Genomic DNA, 18,425 nt, shown 5'->3' with positions numbered 1-18,425 from the left:
TGCTCCTCGGTGGTGGTGCTCGGGTGTCTCGGAGCCTACGCGCGGCGGAGCGCCGGATAGGGGATGCGCGCCCGGCGTGCCGATAAGTCGATATCCGAGGAGATCCGGACCGCGATGCAACCGGGCGGCGGTGTGGCGCGTCAGGGAGGTGCACGCACGTCACCCACCACCCTTCGGAGGAACCATGATCCGCCCCGCTGCCCGTGCCGCCCTCGCGCTCGCCGTGCCCGTCCTGACGGTCGCCGCCCTCGGCGCGCCCGCGTCCGCGGCCGCCCCGGTCGTCTACCACGGGCAGGGCGCGACCGTGCACCGCGCGAGCGGCCAGGTCGACCACCGGCTCGCCGAGACGCCCCGGGCCTTCCGGTCGTTCGTGCGCACCCGGCTCGACCAGATCTGGGGCTGGACCGACAACGACCCGGCCTGCGCCCAGGCGCCGCTCGTCGTCGTGAAGGAGGTGCGCAGCAAGGTCGCCTACATCTCCGACGAGGGCAGCTTCCCCGGCGGACCGGGCGGCGCCCCCGACTCGTGTGCCACCGGTGGCAACTACCACTTCTTCGTCAAGCGGGACGGGGCGTGGAAGGCTCCGCGGGCACTCGGAGGGCAGGACGTGATGAGCTGCCGGACCTTCCGGCGCTGGGACATCCCGCGGATGAGCGGTGCCCACCAGTGCTGGGACGGCGAGGACGTCGTCCGCTGGGACGGCTGACCGACGAGACGGCAGCCGGGGTCTACGAGCGGCCGCGGACGTAGGTCCACGCCCCGTCGTGACGACGGAAGCGGCTGACCTCGTGGAGCACCCCCGGCTCGCCGGCGACCGTGTGGTGCGCCCGGAACTCGACCACGCCGTCGACGTCCGCGGTCCCGCCCGCCTCCGTCGCGACGATCTCCAGACCGGTCCAGCGCAGGTCGTCGTCGAAGCCGATCGACGCCGGCCGGGTCGCCGGGTGCCAGGAGCGCAGCAGGTGGCCCTCGTCGTGGACGACGTACGCGCTGTAGCGCGACCGCATCAGCTCCTCCGCGGTCGCCGCCGCCCGGGCGCCGCGGTGCAGCGCGCCGCAGCAGTCGCCGTACGGCGTCAGGGACCCGCAAGGACACCGCCGATCTCTCGCCACGGGGAGATTGTCCCTGGTCGGCGCCGAGCTCAGGACCCCAGGACCCGCCGCAGGTAGTCGTTCCCGAACACCCGGGCGGGGTCGAGCCGGTCGCGGACGGCGAGGAACTCCTCGAAGCGGGGATACAGCGGTGCGAGGTCGTCGGCTGTGCGGGTGTGCAGCTTGCCCCAGTGGGGGCGGCCGTCGTGGTCGCGCATGACCGCCTCCATCAGCGCGAAGTAGCGGGCGTGCTCGGCGGCGTGGTGGGTGTGGAAGGCCAGGTAGAGCGAGTCGCGGTCGTGGGCCGTGGAGAGCGGCACGTCGTCGGCCGGGGCGACGCGGATCTCGACCGGGAACGAGATGGAGAGGCCCGAGGCCTCCAGCATTCGCCGGGCCTCCCGGAGAGCGGTGAGGCCGGCGGCGCGCGGCACGGCGTACTCCATCTCGCGGAAGACCACCCGCCGCTCGCTGGTGAAGACCTTGTGCGCGACATCGGTGTAGGTGCGGGGGGCGAGCAGCCGCGACGCGACCCGGTTGGCCCGCGGGATCGCCCGGGGCACCCGGTTGAGCGCCGCCGTCTGCGCGCCGAAGACCGTGTTGGAGAGGAAGTCGTCGTCGAGCCAGTGCCGCCAGCGCGGCAGCGGCTCGGCCTTCGACAGGTCGGTCCCGACGCGGTCGTTGCGCTTGGTGAGCAGCCGGTCGGAGTGCGGGAACCAGTACATGTCGACGTGGTCGTGCGCTGCCACGACCTCGTCGAAGGTGGCCAGCGCCTCGTCCCAGCGCAGCGGCCTCTCCTCGGCGCGCAGGAGGAAGAGGGGCTCGACGGCGAAGGTGACCGACACCAGGATGCCGAGGGCGCCGAGCCCCACCCGGGCGACGTCGAGCAGGTCGGCGTGCTCTGTGGCGGAGAGCGGGAGGAGCTCGCCGGCGCCGGTGACCAGCTCGAGTCCGACCACCTGCGCGGCCAGCCCCGCCGCGCGGCCACCGGTGCCGTGGGTGCCGGTCGAGATCGCGCCGGCGAGCGTCTGCTCGGCGATGTCGCCCATGTTGTGCAGGCTCAGGCCCTGGCGCTCGAGCTCGGCGTTGAGGTCCTTCAGCCGCGTGCCGGCCAGCGCGGTGACGGTCATCGCCTCGCGGTCGATGCCGGTGACGCCGCCGAGCCGGTCCGGGAGCAGCAGGGTGTGGCGCGGGCGCGCGATGCCGGTGAAGCTGTGGCCGGCGCCGGCGAACTTCACGGTCTCGCCGAGGTCCGCGGCCCGGCGTACCTCCTCGACCACGGCCTCCGCCGAGCCCGGCGTGACGACGCGCAGACCGCTCGCCCGCTCCAGGCCGGACCAGTTACGCCAGGTTGCGCTCGACCCCGTCGGCGGCTGCGACCTCGTCATGGGACCGCACGCTAGCGGGCACCCGGGTCGCGAGGGCGGCGCCGAGCGCGAGCAGGCCGCCCCCCAGGGAGACGAGGTACGCCGGCGAGGCGCCCGCGTCGTCGATCACGATGCCGGCGAGCGCGGCGCCAGGAGCGAGGCCGAGGGCGACGCCGGTCTGGAGCAGCATCATGCCCTCGGTCAGCCGGGCCGTCGGCAGGACACCCTCGGCCAGGGACATCGCGGCGATCAGCGTGGGCGAGATCGCGAAGCCTCCGAGGAGCAGCACGACGCACATCACGGGGATCGACGGCACCAGCGCGAGCGGCGCCATCGCGGCGACCATGCCGAGCGCGCCCCAGCGCAGCCGGACGAGCGGGCCCCGCCGCCAGCTGATCGCGCCGGAGACCAGCCCCGCGACCAGGCTGCCGAACGCCCAGAGGGCGAGGAGGAACCCGGCGGCGCCCTGGTGCCCCTCCTCCTCGGCGAACGCGACGGTCGCGACCTCGGCCGCTCCGAAGAGCACCCCGAGCGCGAGGGTCAGCAGCGTGAGCGGGGCGATCGTGGCCCACGGCATCGCGGCCGCGGGCCGACCGTCGGTGCGCGCCTGGACCGGCGGCTCGGTCGACCGCATCGCGGCGAAGACGTAGGTGCCGCCCAGGCCGAAGGCGAGCGCGGCGGTGAGCCCGGCCGCCGGGTGCACGGCGGTCGCGAGCGTCGTCACGATGATCGGGCCGAGCAGGAAGACGGCCTCGTCGGCCACGGCCTCGAAGGAGAAGGCCGTGTGGAGTGCCGCCGGTTCGTCGGTGAGGCAGTGCGACCAGCGCGCACGCACGCAGGTGCCGACCGAGGGCAGCGAGGCGCCCGCAACGGCTGCCAGGACGAACGTGGTCCAGGTCGGCCAGTCGGCCATCAACGACCACATGCCGCCCGCGAGGCCGATGCCCCACACCGTGATCAGCAGCGGCAGCACCCGGCTCTGCCCGAGCCGGTCGAGCATCCGCCCCTGGACGACGGCGAGCGCGGCGTTGGCCACCAGCGCGACCGCCGAGACCGCGCCTGCGAAGGCGTAGGAGCCGGTCTCGTGCTCCGCGAGCAGCACGATGCCGAGCCCGACCATCGAGATGGGCAGACGGGCGACCAGGCCGGTCAGGCTGAACAGGGCGGTGGCGCGCGTGAAGATGCGGCGGTAGGGGGCAAGGGCAGACTCGAGCATGACGGGGTGATCGTGCTCCCTACGATGGTGCGGTGACGAATCCTTATCCGGTCCCCGACGCCGATGTGGCCTACGACGCACTGCTGGTCCTGAGCTTCGGCGGGCCCGAGGGTCCGGACGACGTCGTGCCCTTCCTCGAGAACGTGACCCGGGGCCGGGGGATCCCGAAGGAGCGGCTGGCCGAGGTCGGCCAGCACTACTTCCTCTTCGGCGGCCGGTCGCCGATCAACGACCAGAACAAGGCGCTGATCGCCGCGCTCGAGTCCGACCTGGCCGCTGCCGGGATCGACGTGCCCGTCTACTGGGGCAACCGCAACTGGGCGCCCTACCTCGTCGACACGGTGCGCCAGATGGCCGCCGACGGCCGGAAGCGGGTCGCCTGCATCGCCACGAGCGGCTACTCGTCGTGGTCGAGCTGCCGGCAGTACCGCGAGAACATCGAGGCGGCGGTCGCGGAGGTGCCCGGCGCCCCCCGGATCGACAAGATCCGCTGGTTCGCGGCCCATCCCGGCTTCGTCGACGCCAACGTCGATCGCACGATCGCGGCGATCGACGAGCTGCCCGAGGACCTCCGCGCCGACGCTCGCCTGGTCTTCGTCACCCACTCGATCCCGACCGCGATGAACGACGAGAGCGGCCCGGACGGCGGCGCCTACCTCGCCCAGCACCTCGAGGTCTCCGCGGCCGTCGCCGCCGGGGTTGCGGCCCGGACCGGCCACGAGCGGGCGCACGAGCTGGTGTTCTGCTCGCGCAGCGGCTCGCCGCGCACGCCCTGGCTCGAGCCCGACGTCAACGACCGGCTCGAGGAGCTCGCCGGCGACGGGGTGCGCGCCGTCGTGCTCGTGCCGGTGGGCTTCGTCTCCGACCACATGGAGGTCGTCTACGACCTCGACACCGAGGCGTTGGCGACGGCGGACAAGCTCGGCATCGAGGCGCGTCGGGCCGGCACCGCCGGCGTCGACCCGCGGTTCGTGGCGGCGCTGCGCGAGCTCGCGTTGGAGCGGCCCATCCCGTCGTGCCCGGACGGCTGCTGCCTTCCCCGAGCGGCGGCCCGGTGACGGTCGCTCCGGAGGAGCTCGCCGCACTGGCGCTGGCGACGGCCCGCGAGGCGGCCGCGCTCGTCCAGGAGCACGCCGGCCGGGGAGTCTCGGTCGCCGCGACCAAGTCCAGCGACGTCGACGTGGTGACGGTCGCCGACCGCGCGTCGGAGGAGCTGATCCGGGCCCGGCTGCTGGCAGCCCGCCCCGGGGACTCCGTCCTGGGGGAGGAGGGTGACGACGTCGTCGGCACCAGTGGGGTGCGCTGGATCGTCGACCCGATCGACGGCACGGTCAACTTCCTCTACGGCCTGCAGGAGTACGCCGTCTCGATCGCCGCCGAGGTCGACGGCGAGGTCGTCGCGGGCGTCGTGCTCGACGCGGCCAACGGCCGGGCGTACGTCGGGTACCTCGACGCGGCGAGGCCCGGAGGAGGTGTGGCGACCCGCGACGGCGAGCCGTTGCAGGTGCGCGGGCCGGCGCCGGTCAGCCAGCGGCTGCTCGCGACCGGGTTCTCCTACAGCGCCGAGAAGCGCGCGGTGCAGGCCGCGGCGACGGCCCGGCTGCTGCCCCTGGTCCGCGACATCCGGCGCCACGGCTCGTGCGCCCTCGAGCTCTGCCACGTCGCCGAGGGAGCCCTCGACGGCTACGTCGAGGAGGGCGTGAACCTCTGGGACCACGCGGCCGGAGGACTCATCGCGCGCATCGCCGGAGCACGTCTCGTCGTACTTCCCGGCGCGGGGGGTACTGACCTCCTCGCGTGTGGTCCTCATCACGGCTTCGAGGAGCTTCTGGAGCTCATCCGGTCGGTAGGTTTCACGCGGGAATAGCGTGGGTCGATCGGTGGTTCGGACGACTCGCCCGGGGCCGAGGTTTCGTCCCGGATCCGGATAGTGCACAATCTGCCGCGCCGATCGGAACTCCGCTCTTTGGGAGGACGGGGGATGATCGGCGGCGACTGAAGGGGAGTGAGCGTCATGGCGACCGATTACGACGCGCCGCGCAAGAACGAGGACGAGCAGTCCGAGGAGAGCATCGAAGAGCTCAAGGCGCGCCGCCACGACAAGAACTCCGGCAAGGTCGACGAGGACGAGGCCGAAGCCGCCGAGTCCTTCGAGCTGCCCGGTGCGGACCTCTCCCACGAGGAGCTGGCCGTCGAGGTGAAGCCCAAGCAGGAGGACGAGTTCACCTGCATGAGCTGCTTCCTCGTGCACCACCGTTCGCAGCTCGCCGACCCGAAGAAGATGATCTGTCGCGACTGCGCCTGATCGGCCGAGCGCGACGCTGATCGATCATCGCCGCCCGGACCATCGCACCCGCACGCTGCCGGCGCGCGGGTGCGGGCGTCTCGATACGTCCTCGCCCAGGGGCTCGGACTACTCGACGACCGCGGGTCGGGGCTGCTCGACCGGGGGTCGGGGCTGCTCGACGCCCGTCGAGCGGGTCAGGCGCCGTCCTTGCGGAGCGGCGGGGGCAGCTCGCCGGTCGACCTGAAGTAGTACGACGCCGCGCGGCGCTGGGCGTACATCTTGGCCAGCGCGACGGCGGCACCGGTCGTGGCGGCCCAGGCGACCGCCTCCCAGAGGTCGACGTCGGGGTCGGCCGGGTTCTCCGGGGGCTTCTTGCCGGTGCTGAGCTTCCACGACTTGTCGATCGCCTGCCGGGCCGCCGCGGCGCCGCCGAGAGCGGCCACCAGCGAGAAGATCGACCAGACCTTGGAACTGTCGCCCTTTGCCATGAGGGCGACCCTACCCAAGTCCCGGCCCTCGCCGACCTCGGCCCGGGCCGGACCTAGCTGCGACGCGGCAGCGCGGTCAGCGCGGTGGCCAGCGCCTCGGGGTGGCGTGAGCTGACCAGCCAGTACGGCGTCGGGTCGGCCGGGTCGACGACCTCGACCTTCACCGCGCGGTGGATGTAGGGGCGGAGCAGCAGGTACGCCCGGGCGTCGGCGTCGCGGCCGGCCACGAGACGGGTCTGCTCGGCATCCAGGGCCGCCACCTCGCCGACGTAGCCGGCCTCGATGCGCGCGCGGCCCGCCTGGAACCAGCCGTCGCGGACGACGACCCGCGCGTCGCCGTACCACCAGAGCGCGAGCGCGAGCAGCGACAGCGACACCGCCGTGACGATCCACGCGGTCGGGCCGGGTACGGCGACGACGACCGTCAGCCAGAGGGTCGCGACGAGCATGGTGCCCTGGGCCCACCAGCGCAGGGGTACGGCGAGGCGCTCGTCGTGCTCCTGCTCGTTGCTCACGGGAGGAAGGATCCCATCCGCTGCCGCACGCATCCTCTCTAGGGTGGGTCCGTGCCTCCTGAACACGACCCCGCGGCGGACCTCGAGATCCCGGTCACCCTGCTCGACGCGGAGCTCCCGCTGCCGGCCTACGCCCACCCCGGCGACGCGGGCGCCGACCTGATGACCACCGTCGACGTCGAGCTGAAGCCGGGGGAGCGGATGCTCGTGCCCACCGGCGTGGCGATCGCACTGCCCGACGGCTACGTCGCGCTGGTGCATCCCCGCAGCGGCCTCGCTGCCCGCCACGGCCTGTCGATCGTGAACACGCCGGGCACGATCGACGCCGGCTATCGCGGCGAGATCAAGGTGATGCTGATCAACCACGACCCTGTGGACCCGATCGTGCTCAGCCGCGGCGACCGGATCGCCCAGCTGGTCGTGCAGCGTTTCGAACGGGCCCGGTTCGTGCCCGTCGCCGACCTTCCCGAGAGCGTCCGCGGGACCGGCGGCTACGGTTCTACTGGAGGCTTCGGCCCCACCCATGCGCAGGCGAAGGAGAGCAAGTCGTGAAGTTCCGCCGCAAGGCCGGCACCGTCTCGGACGACATCGAGGGGGACGGCGCCCCGGAGACGGGCGCCGAGGCGTCGGACGACCGCACGTCGGGCGACTCCGCCGACCTCTCCGAGGGCAACGGCGACGGTCCCTACGACTACGACGACCTCCCCGACGACGGCGTGGGCCGGGTGGACCTCGGAGCCCTGCTGGTCGCGCCCGTCGCGGGCCGCGACCTGCGCGTCCAGGTCGACGAGCGCTCCGGCGAGGTCCGGTCCGTCGTGCTGGCGGGGCCGGACGGCGCGGTGGAGCTTCGTGCCTACGCGGCGCCACGCAACGGCGACCTCTGGAGCGAGGTGCGCCCGCAGATCGCGGCCGACGCCGCGCGCCGCGGCGGCACCGCGACCGAGCAGGACGGGCCGTTCGGCACCGAGCTGCTCTGCGAGGTGCAGGTGCAGACCGGTGACGGGCAGACCGGCAACCAGACGTCGCGGGTGATCGGCTTCAACGGGCCGCGGTGGTTGCTCCGGGCGACGTTCCTCGGCCGTCCCGCCGTCGAGCAGGCGGCGCTCGAGGAGTGGCGCTCGGCGATCGGCAACGTCGCCGTACGCCGCGGCTCGCAGGCGATGCCTGTCGGCGAGGCGCTGCCGCTGACCCTCCCCGAGGAGATCAAGGAGCAGGCCCAGCAGGCCCAGGAGCAGGCTGCCCGGGCCGCGGCCCAGGGACGAGCGCCGGAGGCCTGACGTGCCGACGAAGAGCCGGTTGCGGCGCACCATCAGCAAGTGGGCGAGTCCCGAGGAGGCGGAGGCGCGCGACCTCCGCAAGACCTTCTCCGGCAGCGGTGTGATCACGATCGCCGACGCGCCCTCCCGCACGCCCGTGCAGCTGAGGGGCTCGCTGCGCACGGTGACGCTGCGCCCGCGCGGCGGCGTGCCGGCGCTGGAGGCCGAGCTCTACGACGGCACGGCCACCCTGACCCTGATCTGGCTGGGCCGCCGGCGGATCGCCGGCATCGGCCCGGGCCGCGCCATCGAGGTGTCGGGCCGCATCGGCGAGCACGACGGTGAGCGCGTGCTCTACAACCCCAAGTACGAGCTGCTGTGAGCGGCACGGAGGAGAGCGCCGGCACCCCGGCGGTCGACCCGGACCACGAGGACCACTCGTTGACGAACACGGCCGCCGCGCAGCTCGACGTCGGCACGGTGGAGGCGTTCGTCCGGCACCAGCTGGCGGCGTCCCTCGGCGGCAAGCGCGGCATGCTCGAGGCCGCCATCCCCGGTGTGATCTTCTCCGGCATCTGGCTGCCCACCAAGGACCTCCACCTGGCTCTCATCGCCAGCCTCGCCGTGGCCGGCGCCGCGCTGGTGGCGCGGGTGATCCAGAAGAGCCCGACGCAGTACGTCTTCAACGCGATCTTCGGCATCGGCATCGGCTGGGTCTTCGTGCGCTGGGCGGAGTCCTCGGGCGGCTCGGAGTCCGACAAGGCGCTCGCGTTCTTCCTGCCGGGGATCCTGATCAGCCTGGCCTACACCGTCGTGATGAGCGCCTCGTGCCTGGTCGGCTGGCCGGTGCTCGGCTTCATGCTGGGCGCCGCGACGGAGGACCCGGTCGGCTGGCACAAGAACGAGCAGGTCGTGAAGCTGTGCAGCCGGCTGACCTGGGTCATGCTCCTGCCCGGCGCCATCGGGGTGATCGGACAGGGCCCGGTGTGGCTGCTGGGCCACGCCGGCACCATCGACGCCGACGTCGCGGTCGTCGTGATCCTCGTGCTGCGCACCGGGCTGGGCTGGGCGCTGCGCATCGGGTCGTGGGCGCTGATGATCTGGCTGCTGGCCCGCAACGCGACCCCGTTGGAACCGGAGCCCGGAGCCGGCTGAGTCGTCAGCCCGGGTGGGACATCGGCGCGAGCAGACGCTCGAGCTCGTCCTCCGCCTCGGCGGGTACGACGAACAGCAGCTCGTCGCCCGACTCGACCGGCTGCTCGGGGGTCGGCACGTAGACCTGGCCGTCGCGCAGGATCGTGACGAGGGCGCAGTTCTCGGGGAGCGGGATCAGGCCGGACTCCTTGCCGACGAAGGGCGAGTCGGCGGGCAGCGTCATCTCCACCAGGTTGGCGTTGCCCTGGCGGAACGTGAACAGGCGCACCAGGTCGCCGACCGTGACCGCCTCCTCGACGAGCGCGGACATGATGCGCGGCGTCGACACGTTGACGTCGACGCCCCAGGCCTCGGTGAAGAGCCACTCGTTGTTGGGGTGGTTGACCCGGCCGACCGTGCGGGGGACGCCGAACTCCGTCTTCGCGAGCAGCGAGGTGACCAGGTTGGCCTTGTCGTCGCCCGTGGCCGCGATGACCACGTCGCACTTGTCGAGGCGGGCCTCCTCGAGGGACGAGAGCTCGCAGCTGTCGGCGAGCAGCCACTCCGCGTCGGGCACCCGCTCGGGGCGGATGGAGGCGGGGGACTTGTCGATGAGCAGCACCTCGTGGCCGTTCTCGATCAGCTCGCGGGCGATCGAGCGGCCGACGGCCCCGGCACCGGCGATGGCGACGCGCATGGCAGGTCCCTCAGTCTCTCTCGGTCTGGCCGACGATGTCGTCACTCATTGTGCTCCGGGCCCGCCTCGAGCACCTCGTAGGCGTGGCTGGCGTGCTCCTCGCGGACGACCACGTGGAGCAGGTCGCCCTCCTGGATGACGCTCTCGCGGGTCGGCAGCATCCCCTCGCCCAGCCGGTCGATCCAGGCGACCCGCGCCCGTGCCTGCTCCTGGAAGCTGCCCACCGATGAGCCCACCCAGCGCTCCGGCACGAGCATGTGGTCCATCCGGATCGTGCCCGACGGGTCGCGGAAGTCGGGCTCGGCACCCGCAGGGAGCAGCCTGCGGAGCACCTGGTCGGCGGTCCACTTCACCGTCGCGACGGTCGTGATGCCGAGCCGCTGGTAGACCTCGGCGCGACCGGGGTCGTAGATCCGGGCCACGACCTGCTGGATGCCGAACGTCTCGCGGGCCACCCGGGCCGCGATGATGTTGGAGTTGTCACCGCTCGAGACGGCGGCGAACGCGTCGGCGCGGCGGATGCCGGCCTTCTCCAGCACGCCCTGGTCGAAGCCCATCCCGGCGACCTTGTCGCCGTTGAAGCCGGGGCCCAGGCGACGGAACGCGTCGGGCTCGCTGTCGATGACGGCCACGGTGTGGTTGCGGTCCTCGAGGCTGCGGGCGAGCGTCGAGCCGACGCGGCCACAACCCATGATCACGACGTGCACGGTTGAACGCTATAGCACCAGCATCGCGACCCACGTGCGGCCGAGCCAGTCGGCGTACCGCTCGTCGCTCCAGCCGCGCTCGACGACGAGCCGGTGCCACAGGTGGCCGTCGGTCATCGACCAGATGATGTCGCGGCACTGCTCCTCCGACACCTTGAGCTGCCCGGTGGCGGCGGCCTCGGCCGCCATCACGCCCATGCCCGCCAGCCGCTGCCGCTCCATCTCCGCGGCCATCTCGGCCGCCCGCGGCTCGCTCGCCGCTGCGCCCTGGACCGCCCGTACGAAGGGGGTCATCCGTCGCGCCGTCGCGGTGGACAGCCGCGCGTGCATCAGGAACCGCTTCGCGAGGTCGGGCTCGGCGCGGATCGCCACGACCTCGGGACGCTCGTGGAAGACGACCTCGTCGTCGTCGCCGCCGATCGTCACGTCCCAGGTGCGGTGGAGCAGCGTCGCCTTGTTCCTGAACGTCGCGTAGATCGTCTCGGGGGAGACCCCGGCCCGTTCGGCGACCTGCGTGATGGTCGTGCGGCCGTAGCCCTGCTCGACGAAGAGGTCGTGCGCCGCGCGCAGCACGGCGCGTTGCGTCTCGCGCGCCTGCGCGCGGCGGCGGCTGCCGTCGTACTGCCTCTTGACAGGTCGAGTCATCGGATACACCATCGCTGTACTGGAAACAGTTCTACTATATCGAATGAGGTGGGTCGGATGTCCGCAGACGGGTGGTCGCAGGTGGCCGAGGCGTGGGAGGCGCGCGCCGGCGACATCGAGGAGACGCACGGGGACGTCACGCGCGTCCTCCTGGAGGCGGCCGGCATCGCCGCCGGTGACCGCGTGCTCGAGCTCGGCGCCGGCACCGGCCACCTCGCGGTGGACCTGGCGGGCCTGGTCGGGCCGGAGGGCCGGCTCGTGGCGACGGACGTCGCACCCGGCATGGTCGCGCTGATCACCGCCAAGCTCGCCGGTGTGCGGCAGGCGAGAGGCGCGGTGGTCGATGCGGCCGCGATCCCCGGTCCGGCCGAGGAGTACGACGTCGTGGTGTCCCGCATGGGTCTCATGTTCGTGCCCGAACCGCTCCGCGCGCTGCAGGAGATCCGGCGCGTCCTGCGCCCGGGCGGGCGTCTCGCTGCCGCGGTGTGGGGCGACATGGGCGGCAACCCGTGGATGGCCTCGGTCGGCTTCGCCGCGGTGGTCAACGGCGTGCTGTCGGGTCCGATGCCGACCGAGCCGGGCGGCCCGTTCTCCCTCGGCGACCCCGACCTGCTCGAGAAGCTCGCGCACGACGCCGGCTTCGCCGAGGTGCGCGTCGAGGTCGTCGAGCTCACCCGCCACTACGCCAGCGCGACGGAGCACTTCGACATGGTGCGGGTGCTCGCTCCGCCGATCGCCGCGGCCCTCGCCGTGGCCACCGAGGAGCAGGTCGCGGCGGTCCGGAGGACCGCGGAGGAGGCGGTGGCGCCGTACGCCGGCGACAGCGGGGGCTACGACGTCCCCGCACGCGCACTGGTGCTGCGGGCCTCCTGACCGTACGCGTCGGGGGTGATGCCCTAACGTTGTCGCTCGTGGGAGTCGGCGACGTCGCGAAGCGCATCGTGCTCGGGCGCAAGCTCCGGAGCGCACAGCTGGGGGAGACGCTGCTCTCCAAGCGCATCGCGCTGCCGGTCTTCGCCAGCGACGCGCTGTCCTCGGTCGCCTACGCGCCCGACGAGGTCTTCATCATGCTGTCGCTGGCGGGTGCCTCGGCCTACGTCTGGTCGTGGAAGATCGGCGTCGCCGTCGCGATCGTGATGTTCACCGTCGTGCTGTCCTACCGGCAGAACGTCCACGCCTACCCGTCCGGCGGCGGCGACTACGAGGTCGCGACCGTCAACCTCGGCCCCAACGCCGGCATCACCGTGGCGAGCGCGCTGCTGGTCGACTACGTCCTCACCGTGGCGGTGTCGATCTCCTCCGGCGTGCAGAACGCCGCGTCCGCGTTGCACTTCGTCTCCGGGCACGAAGCCCTCTTCGCGGCGGGCCTGGTCGTGCTCCTCGCTGCCCTCAACCTGCGCGGTGTGCGCGAGTCCGGCACGTTCTTCGCGATCCCGACCTACGGGTTCATGATCGCGATCATCGGCATGGGCGCCTTCGGCCTCTTCCAGTCGATCGGCGGCGACCTCCCGCAGGTGGAGAGCGCCCACCTGACCGTGGTGCCCGACGCCGACCACCAGGGCACGCTCACCCAGCTCGGGCTCATCTTCCTGCTCGCACGCGCGTTCTCGTCCGGGTGCGCGGCGCTGACAGGTGTCGAGGCGATCAGCAACGGCGTCCCGGCGTTCAAGCGCCCCAAGAGCAAGAACGCCGCGAGCACGCTGGCCCTGCTCGGCGGCATCGCGATCACGATGCTGATGAGCATCATGCTGCTGGCTCGGTCGATGGGCATGAAGTACGTCGACCCCAGCGACATCGACCGGCTGCGCAACCCCGACGGCAGCCGGCTGCCCGACGGCTACGACCAGCACACGGTGGTGGCCCAGCTGGCGCGGGCGGTCTTCCACGACTTCCCGCCGGGCTTCTACTTCGTCGTCGCGATGACCGGCATCATCCTCGTGCTCGCGGCCAACACCGCCTTCAACGGGTTCCCCGTGCTCGGCTCGATCCTCGCGCGCGACGGCTACGCTCCGCGGGCCCTCGGCTCGCGCGGTGACCGACTGGCCTACAGCAACGGCATCCTCTTCCTGGCGATCCTCGCGATCGTGCTCATCTTCGCGTTCAACGCCGAGGTCACCCGGCTGATCCAGCTCTACATCGTCGGCGTGTTCGTGTCGTTCAACCTCAGCCAGCTGGGGATGATCCGGCACTGGACGCGCCACCTGAAGACCGAGCGCGACCCCGCCGTACGGCGGCGCATGCAGCGGTCGCGGATCATCAACACCTTCGGGCTCGGCATGACCGCGGTGGTCTTCGTGGTCGTGCTGCTGACCAAGTTCCTCGCCGGTGCGTGGATCGCGATCCTGGCGATGTGCTTCTTCTTCATGCTCATGCGCGGCATCAAGGGGCACTACAACCAGGTGGAGCGCGAGCTGGCGGCCACCGAGACCGACAAGGCGCTGCCGACGCGGGTGCACGCGATCGTGCTGGTCTCCAAGCTCCACAAGCCGACGCTCCGCGCGCTCGCGTTCGCGAAGGCGACCCGGCCCAACTCGCTCGAGGGCGTGTACGTCTCCACCGACGACGCCGAGACCGCACGGCTGATGGAGGAGTGGGACGAGCGCAACACGGGAGTGCCGCTCAAGGTGCTGCACTCGCCCTACCGCGAGGTGGTCAAGCCGATCGTCGAGTACGCCACCGCCATCCGCAACGCCAACCCGCGCGGCGTGGTCGCCGTCTACATCCCCGAGTACGTCGTCGGCCGCTGGTGGGAGCAGCTGCTCCACAACCAGACCGCCCTCCGGCTCAAGGGCCGGCTGCTCTTCACCCCCGGGGTGATGGTGACCTCGGTGCCCTACCAGCTGCGTTCCTCCCAGATCGCGCGTGAGCGCGAGGAGCGCGAGGAGACCCGGGTGCGGCCGGGCGACCTGCGTCGCGGCCGCGTCGACAAGCGCGACCGCCAGGTCCAGTGAGCCCTGCGCCGCGCCGGCCGCGGCCGAAGAAGGTGCGCGGGAGCTCCGTCGTCGGTCAGCGGTTCGAGGCCGAGGTCGGTCCGGTCGCGCACGGCGGCCACTTCGTCGTGCGGCACGCCGACCGGGTCGTCTTCGTGCGGCATGCGCTGCCGGGCGAGCGGGTCGTCGTCGAGCTCACCGAGGGCACGGAGGGCGACCGGTTCTGGCGCGGGGACGCGGTCGAGGTGCTGACCGCGTCGCCGGACCGGGTGGTCGCACCGTGCCCGTACGCCGGCCCGCACCTCTGCGGCGGTTGCGACTTCCAGCACGTGGCGCTGCCCGGCCAGAGGTCGCTGAAGGCCGCGGTGGTCTCCGAGCAGCTGCGCCGGCTCGCGGGGCTCGACGTGGACGTCGAGGTCGAGCCGGTGCCCGGCGACGTCGACGGCCTCGGCTGGCGCACCCGTCAGCGCTACGTCCCGCTCCCGGGCGGTCGTCGGGGCATGCGCAAGCACCGGTCCCACGAGGTGGTCCCCGTCGAGAAGTGCCTCCTCGAGGCACCGGCCGGGCCGTCGTACGAGGTGCGCGGAGCGCGGTTCGAGGTGGCCGAGGGCGGCTTCTGGCAGGTCCACCCGGGCGCGCCGGAGGCCTTGGTCTCCGCCGTGCTCGAGGCGCTCGACCCGCAGCCGGGGGAGAGGGCGCTCGACCTCTACGCCGGCGTCGGGCTCTTCAGCCGCTTCCTGAAGGACGTCGTCGGTCCGGACGGCCGGGTGTGCGCGGTCGAGGGGGACGCGGCCGCGACCCGGCTGGCGAAGCGCAACGTGCCCGGTCTGCACGCGACGGCCGGCGACGTGGGCACGGTGCTGACGACGGCGTACGACGAACCCTTCGACCTGGTCGTCCTCGACCCGCCCCGCACCGGCGCGAAGCGGAAGGTGGTCGAGCAGGTCGTCGACCGCCGGCCCCGCGCCGTGGCGTACGTCGCCTGCGACCCCGCGGCGCTGGCCCGCGACGTCGCGATCTTCGCCGAGCACGGCTATGTGCTGACGCGCCTGCGCGCCTTCGACCTCTTCCCGATGACCCACCACGTCGAGTGCGTGGCGCTGATCACGCCGGTCACCTGACAGGGAGCGAGACGTGGACGTCGCGGTCATCACCGCTGGTGACGTGCACCGTGCCGTAGTCGAAGACCGCGCCGTCGTTCCACTGCGGGGTGCTCACCGTGACGTCGTAGTCACCCGGCGGCAGCTCGAGCCGAGCGGGACCGGCGTCCGGACCGATCGACATCCCCGAGCTCATCGAGCCGTTGTCGACCGTGAGTGTCCCGGACGTGACCGGGGTGCTCCGACCGTCCGGTCCGCCGTCCATGGTCACGGTGATCCGGAGTCCGCCCGTCTCCGGCGGCTGCTGGTCCGACACCTGCTCCAACGGGTTCACCCGTAGGGGCACTGCATGGTCACCGGAGCCGCAGCCGGTCTCGCCGAAACCCTGGATCTCGACCGTTGCTCCGTCGCCGACCGTGATCCTCACGGTGTCGTTGTCGATCCCGGCGCAGCTGTGGGCGGGCCTCCAGACGAGCTCGACGATCGCCGGGTCGCTTCGCGAGATCACCGTCGTGCCGCCGGGGTCCAGCCCGGCGTGGGTCGTGCTGACGGGCGCGACCACGCCGTGGTCGAGGAGCTCGACGCGGGGGAAGTCGGTGACGAGGCAGGAGGACGTGCCGTCCGTGGGGGTCAGCACCGCGCTCAGCCTCGTGTCGTCGCCGGACTCCCTCAGGTAGCGACTGCTCGCCACCAGGTCGCCCGGCCCACAGGTGTCGTCGGAGGTGGGGGACGACGAGGGTCCACCCGCGGGGCCGGCCTCGTCGTCGCCGCCACGGGTCAGGGTCGCGCTCACGCCGAGCACCAGGGCGACGGCCGCCGCGGCGGCAGCGGGCACCAGCCACGGCCGTGCGGGGCGCGCCCCGGCACGGGTCGCCGGCTCGACGACCGGCGCCGGTTCGGGGAGAGCGTCCCGCCAGCGGGCGCCGTGCTCCTTCAGCCGGGCGTCCATCCGCTCGTCGAGCAGGTCCCGCCCGGACGGGTCGGTGGGGCCGAGGGGGTCACTCATGGTCGTCTCCGATCTGGGTGCGGAGGGCGGCGCGGGCCTGGTGGAGGGTGGCGCGCACCGTGCCGGGTGCGCAGCCCATGACCTCCGCGATGGCCGCGACGTCGAGGTCGACGAAGTAGTAGAGGTCGACCGCCTCGCGCTGGCGGGTGGGGAGCGCGCGGATCGCGCGCTCGAGGTCGAGGTCGGGGTCGCGCGCGGTGACGGGACCGTCCGCCGCGACGAGCTCGAGGTGGTCGCGCCGACGGCTGCGGAGACGCGTGCCGCGGTCGCGGACGATGGCGACGAGCCAGGGGAGCGGGGCGCCCCGGCGTTCGTCGTAGGTCGACCGGCGCCGCCAGGCCCGCACCAGGGCCTCCTGCACGACGTCGTCGGCGTCGGCGGGTCCGACCAGGCGGGCGGCGTAGCGGTGCAGCACGGCCAGGTGGGGGCGCACCCATGCGTCGAAGTCGTCGGGGTGTCGCCGGCTCCTGGTCGCCTCGCTGGGTCCGTCTCCCGGCACCGTGCCTCCGTCGGTGAGAGCTTTCACAGACGGTCTACACCGTGAGCGGGCCGTCCCGCTTAGTCACCGCGCCGGAAGGGGGATGTTGAGCTCGCCGAGCTCTCCGCTGCTCACCGAGAAGCTGCCGGCGTAGTAGCGCTCGCCCGCGTGCCACTGGTGCGTGGTCACGCGCACGTCGTAGCCGCCCGTGGGCAGCGAGAGGCGGTAGGACCCGTCGGTCCGGATCGGGGCGCGGAAGGTGTCGGCGCCGGTGAACTCGACCTGTCCGGAGTGGGCGTACTCCCCGGTGCCCGGCTCGGGGCCGTCGTTGAGCGTCACGAGCCCGGTGACCGTGCCCCGCTCGGCCCGCGGGTCGACGTACGTGAACGCGCCGACCCGGACCGGTGGGCGGCCCTCGTCGCCGTCGCACCTCGTCGCGCCGAACCCCGGAAGGTCGACCGGCAGGTCCGGCGCGAGCCACAGCCGCACCGAGTCGTTGACGATCGCGCCGCAGTAGTGGCTGACCGCCCACGCCAGGGTGACCCTCGCCGCGCGGTCGGGCAGCACGGTGAGCTCGCGGGGGCGGCCGAGCGTCTGGTCCGAGACCGTCGGCACGCCTGCGGGCCGCCCGTCGGAGAGCACGATCGTGCGCGGGTAGCCCTCGACCGTGCACGGCTCCGCGCCCTCGCCGAGGCGCAGGGTCGCCGTGACGTACGACGATCCGTCCGCCGAGTCCTCCTGCTGCTGCCCGAGCACCAGGTCACCGGCTCCGCAGGGGGCGAGCCCGGTCTGCGTCGTGGGGGGCTCGGGCGTCGTACTGCTGTCGTCGCGGTTGACCACGAAGAACCCGATCGCGAGCGCGAGCAGCACGGCCACGGTCGCCGCGGCCGCGATGCTGTCGCGATCAGTCCTCGGCATCGGTCAGCGCACGACCTCGTAGACGAGCTTCTGCACGCCGTTGCCGTAGGTCGCGCTGTCGGTAAGGCGCAGCCGCTGCTTCGCGGGGTTGTCGTCGGCGAACAACCGCTTGCCGGAGCCGAGCACGACCGGGAAGACGAGGAGGTGGTAGCTGTCGACCAGGCCGGCGGCCGCGAGCGACTGGGCGAGCCGGCTGCTCGCGTGCACGCTGATCGGGCCGCCGTCGGTCTCCTTCAGCGCCGCGACGTCGTCCGTGGAGCGCAGGATCGTGATGTCGCCCCAGTCGGTGACGAGGTCGTCGTCCTCGAGCGTGGTGGAGACGACGTACTTCCGCATGGCGTTGTACTTCGGGAACTCGTCCGTCATCGACGGCCAGACCGGCGCGAAGAGGTCGTAGCTGGCGCGCCCGAGCATCAGGGCGCCCGCCTCCTCCTGCTCCTGGCCCTTGAGCTCGTAGGCCTCGGGCAGGAAGTCGACGTCCTTGAAGGTCCAGCCCGCGTGCGGGTGGCCGTCGTCGCCTCCGGGGGAGTCGATGACGCCGTCGAGGCTGATGAACTCGGTGACGTACAGGGTGCGCATGGGGTGCTCCTTGC

The 18,425-nt window shown here is 72.6% G+C and carries 23 protein-coding genes; 11 read left to right on the top strand and 12 right to left on the bottom strand.

The window, feature by feature from the left end; all coding sequences use genetic code 11:
- The first annotated feature begins 184 nt into the window (after window positions 1-184).
- Window positions 185-706, top strand: a complete 522-nt coding sequence (locus ACAX67_RS19235; RefSeq protein ID WP_370705497.1) for a hypothetical protein — start codon at window positions 185-187, stop codon at window positions 704-706.
- Between the two features lie 22 nt (window positions 707-728).
- Here the strand turns inward: ACAX67_RS19235 and ACAX67_RS19230 are convergent, their stop codons facing one another.
- The 3 genes from ACAX67_RS19230 to ACAX67_RS19220 are packed head-to-tail and all read right to left on the bottom strand — an operon-like array spanning window position 729 to window position 3,671.
- Window positions 729-1,112, bottom strand: coding sequence for a YchJ family protein (locus ACAX67_RS19230; protein ID WP_370705496.1), 384 nt, complete (start codon window positions 1,110-1,112; stop codon window positions 729-731).
- Window positions 1,113-1,141: 29 nt separating this feature from the next.
- A complete protein-coding gene (locus ACAX67_RS19225; protein WP_370705495.1) occupies window positions 1,142-2,476 on the bottom strand; it encodes an FAD-linked oxidoreductase, L-gulonolactone oxidase family in 1,335 nt (444 codons plus the stop codon).
- On the bottom strand, window positions 2,430-3,671 hold the full coding sequence (locus ACAX67_RS19220; RefSeq protein ID WP_370705494.1) for an MFS transporter: 1,242 nt from the start codon (window positions 3,669-3,671) through the stop codon (window positions 2,430-2,432). Before ACAX67_RS19220 ends, ACAX67_RS19225 begins: the two co-directional genes overlap by 47 nt.
- A gap of 32 nt (window positions 3,672-3,703) precedes the next feature.
- Between ACAX67_RS19220 and ACAX67_RS19215 the strand changes: the two genes are divergently transcribed.
- The 3 genes from ACAX67_RS19215 (at window position 3,704) to ACAX67_RS19205 (ending at window position 5,976) form a co-directional block, all read left to right on the top strand.
- A complete protein-coding gene (locus tag ACAX67_RS19215) occupies window positions 3,704-4,729 on the top strand; it encodes a ferrochelatase (RefSeq protein WP_370705493.1) in 1,026 nt (341 codons plus the stop codon).
- Window positions 4,726-5,538, top strand: a complete 813-nt coding sequence (locus ACAX67_RS19210) for an inositol monophosphatase family protein (RefSeq protein ID WP_370705492.1) — start codon at window positions 4,726-4,728, stop codon at window positions 5,536-5,538. Before ACAX67_RS19215 ends, ACAX67_RS19210 begins: the two co-directional genes overlap by 4 nt.
- A 147-nt stretch (window positions 5,539-5,685) precedes the next feature.
- Entirely contained in the window at window positions 5,686-5,976 is a 291-nt protein-coding gene (locus ACAX67_RS19205; protein ID WP_370705491.1) for a DUF4193 domain-containing protein, read from the top strand.
- 176 nt (window positions 5,977-6,152) lie between these two features.
- On the opposite strand, the gene ACAX67_RS19200 is transcribed toward ACAX67_RS19205, so the two are convergent.
- Both ACAX67_RS19200 and ACAX67_RS19195 read right to left on the bottom strand, forming a co-directional pair.
- Window positions 6,153-6,446: a DUF4235 domain-containing protein gene (locus ACAX67_RS19200; RefSeq protein ID WP_370705490.1), complete on the bottom strand. Its 294-nt coding sequence runs from the start codon at window positions 6,444-6,446 to the stop codon at window positions 6,153-6,155.
- Window positions 6,447-6,499: 53 nt separating this feature from the next.
- Complete coding sequence (locus ACAX67_RS19195; RefSeq protein WP_370705489.1) at window positions 6,500-6,961, bottom strand: DUF3093 domain-containing protein; 462 nt, start codon at window positions 6,959-6,961, stop codon at window positions 6,500-6,502.
- Between the two features lie 51 nt (window positions 6,962-7,012).
- On the opposite strand from ACAX67_RS19195, the gene dut reads away from it, so the two are divergent.
- The 4 genes from dut to ACAX67_RS19175 are packed head-to-tail and all read left to right on the top strand — an operon-like array spanning window position 7,013 to window position 9,372.
- Complete coding sequence (gene dut, locus ACAX67_RS19190) at window positions 7,013-7,513, top strand: dUTP diphosphatase (protein ID WP_370705488.1); 501 nt, start codon at window positions 7,013-7,015, stop codon at window positions 7,511-7,513.
- Complete coding sequence (locus tag ACAX67_RS19185) at window positions 7,510-8,238, top strand: DUF3710 domain-containing protein (protein WP_370705487.1); 729 nt, start codon at window positions 7,510-7,512, stop codon at window positions 8,236-8,238. The genes dut and ACAX67_RS19185 overlap by 4 nt, the downstream gene beginning before the upstream one ends.
- A gap of 1 nt (window position 8,239) precedes the next feature.
- Window positions 8,240-8,599: an OB-fold nucleic acid binding domain-containing protein gene (locus ACAX67_RS19180; RefSeq protein WP_370705486.1), complete on the top strand. Its 360-nt coding sequence runs from the start codon at window positions 8,240-8,242 to the stop codon at window positions 8,597-8,599.
- Complete coding sequence (locus ACAX67_RS19175; protein WP_370705485.1) at window positions 8,596-9,372, top strand: DUF3159 domain-containing protein; 777 nt, start codon at window positions 8,596-8,598, stop codon at window positions 9,370-9,372. The genes ACAX67_RS19180 and ACAX67_RS19175 overlap by 4 nt, the downstream gene beginning before the upstream one ends.
- Before the next feature lie 4 nt (window positions 9,373-9,376).
- On the opposite strand, the gene ACAX67_RS19170 is transcribed toward ACAX67_RS19175, so the two are convergent.
- From ACAX67_RS19170 to ACAX67_RS19160, 3 genes are read right to left on the bottom strand one after another with little or no spacing between them, the layout of a single operon-like run.
- On the bottom strand, window positions 9,377-10,048 hold the full coding sequence (locus tag ACAX67_RS19170; protein ID WP_370705484.1) for a potassium channel family protein: 672 nt from the start codon (window positions 10,046-10,048) through the stop codon (window positions 9,377-9,379).
- Between the two features lie 41 nt (window positions 10,049-10,089).
- Entirely contained in the window at window positions 10,090-10,755 is a 666-nt protein-coding gene (locus tag ACAX67_RS19165) for a potassium channel family protein (protein ID WP_370705483.1), read from the bottom strand.
- A gap of 9 nt (window positions 10,756-10,764) precedes the next feature.
- Entirely contained in the window at window positions 10,765-11,400 is a 636-nt protein-coding gene (locus ACAX67_RS19160) for a TetR/AcrR family transcriptional regulator (RefSeq protein ID WP_370705482.1), read from the bottom strand.
- Window positions 11,401-11,457: 57 nt separating this feature from the next.
- Between ACAX67_RS19160 and ACAX67_RS19155 the strand changes: the two genes are divergently transcribed.
- The 3 genes from ACAX67_RS19155 to ACAX67_RS19145 are packed head-to-tail and all read left to right on the top strand — an operon-like array spanning window position 11,458 to window position 15,451.
- Window positions 11,458-12,273 carry a class I SAM-dependent methyltransferase gene (locus ACAX67_RS19155; protein ID WP_370705481.1) on the top strand — a complete coding sequence of 272 codons (816 nt, stop codon included), beginning with the start codon at window positions 11,458-11,460 and terminating at the stop codon, window positions 12,271-12,273.
- A 38-nt stretch (window positions 12,274-12,311) separates the two neighbouring features.
- Window positions 12,312-14,351 carry an APC family permease gene (locus ACAX67_RS19150; RefSeq protein WP_370705480.1) on the top strand — a complete coding sequence of 680 codons (2,040 nt, stop codon included), beginning with the start codon at window positions 12,312-12,314 and terminating at the stop codon, window positions 14,349-14,351.
- Entirely contained in the window at window positions 14,348-15,451 is a 1,104-nt protein-coding gene (locus tag ACAX67_RS19145) for a class I SAM-dependent RNA methyltransferase (protein WP_370705479.1), read from the top strand. Before ACAX67_RS19150 ends, ACAX67_RS19145 begins: the two co-directional genes overlap by 4 nt.
- Here ACAX67_RS19145 and ACAX67_RS19140 read toward each other — a convergent pair.
- The 4 genes from ACAX67_RS19140 to ACAX67_RS19125 form a co-directional block, all read right to left on the bottom strand.
- A complete protein-coding gene (locus tag ACAX67_RS19140; protein WP_370705478.1) occupies window positions 15,444-16,436 on the bottom strand; it encodes a hypothetical protein in 993 nt (330 codons plus the stop codon). The genes ACAX67_RS19145 and ACAX67_RS19140 overlap by 8 nt on opposite strands.
- Window positions 16,429-16,935: an RNA polymerase sigma factor gene (locus ACAX67_RS19135; RefSeq protein WP_370705477.1), complete on the bottom strand. Its 507-nt coding sequence runs from the start codon at window positions 16,933-16,935 to the stop codon at window positions 16,429-16,431. The genes ACAX67_RS19140 and ACAX67_RS19135 overlap by 8 nt, the downstream gene beginning before the upstream one ends.
- Before the next feature lie 63 nt (window positions 16,936-16,998).
- Window positions 16,999-17,832: a DUF4232 domain-containing protein gene (locus tag ACAX67_RS19130; RefSeq protein WP_370705476.1), complete on the bottom strand. Its 834-nt coding sequence runs from the start codon at window positions 17,830-17,832 to the stop codon at window positions 16,999-17,001.
- 3 nt (window positions 17,833-17,835) lie between these two features.
- Complete coding sequence (locus ACAX67_RS19125; protein WP_370705475.1) at window positions 17,836-18,411, bottom strand: dihydrofolate reductase family protein; 576 nt, start codon at window positions 18,409-18,411, stop codon at window positions 17,836-17,838.
- Window positions 18,412-18,425 lie beyond the last annotated feature (14 nt).

It is taken from the genome of Nocardioides candidus, from assembly GCF_041321175.1.
In the GTDB taxonomy this organism is placed as follows: Bacteria; Actinomycetota; Actinomycetes; order Propionibacteriales; family Nocardioidaceae; genus Nocardioides.
The sequence above is the reverse complement of the archived record's forward strand: the minus strand, read 5'-3'. Positions and strand labels throughout refer to the sequence as shown.

Coding starts and splice junctions, on each gene's coding strand:
- ACAX67_RS19140 (WP_370705478.1), bottom strand. CDS start 16,436: ATGAGTGACCCCCTCGGCCCCACCGACCCGTCCGGGCGGGACCTGCTC.
- ACAX67_RS19235 (WP_370705497.1), top strand. CDS start 185: ATGATCCGCCCCGCTGCCCGTGCCGCCCTCGCGCTCGCCGTGCCCGTC.
- ACAX67_RS19125 (WP_370705475.1), bottom strand. CDS start 18,411: ATGCGCACCCTGTACGTCACCGAGTTCATCAGCCTCGACGGCGTCATC.
- ACAX67_RS19130 (WP_370705476.1), bottom strand. CDS start 17,832: ATGCCGAGGACTGATCGCGACAGCATCGCGGCCGCGGCGACCGTGGCC.
- ACAX67_RS19225 (WP_370705495.1), bottom strand. CDS start 2,476: ATGACGAGGTCGCAGCCGCCGACGGGGTCGAGCGCAACCTGGCGTAAC.
- ACAX67_RS19160 (WP_370705482.1), bottom strand. CDS start 11,400: ATGACTCGACCTGTCAAGAGGCAGTACGACGGCAGCCGCCGCCGCGCG.
- ACAX67_RS19155 (WP_370705481.1), top strand. CDS start 11,458: ATGTCCGCAGACGGGTGGTCGCAGGTGGCCGAGGCGTGGGAGGCGCGC.
- ACAX67_RS19205 (WP_370705491.1), top strand. CDS start 5,686: ATGGCGACCGATTACGACGCGCCGCGCAAGAACGAGGACGAGCAGTCC.
- ACAX67_RS19200 (WP_370705490.1), bottom strand. CDS start 6,446: ATGGCAAAGGGCGACAGTTCCAAGGTCTGGTCGATCTTCTCGCTGGTG.
- ACAX67_RS19220 (WP_370705494.1), bottom strand. CDS start 3,671: ATGCTCGAGTCTGCCCTTGCCCCCTACCGCCGCATCTTCACGCGCGCC.
- ACAX67_RS19170 (WP_370705484.1), bottom strand. CDS start 10,048: ATGCGCGTCGCCATCGCCGGTGCCGGGGCCGTCGGCCGCTCGATCGCC.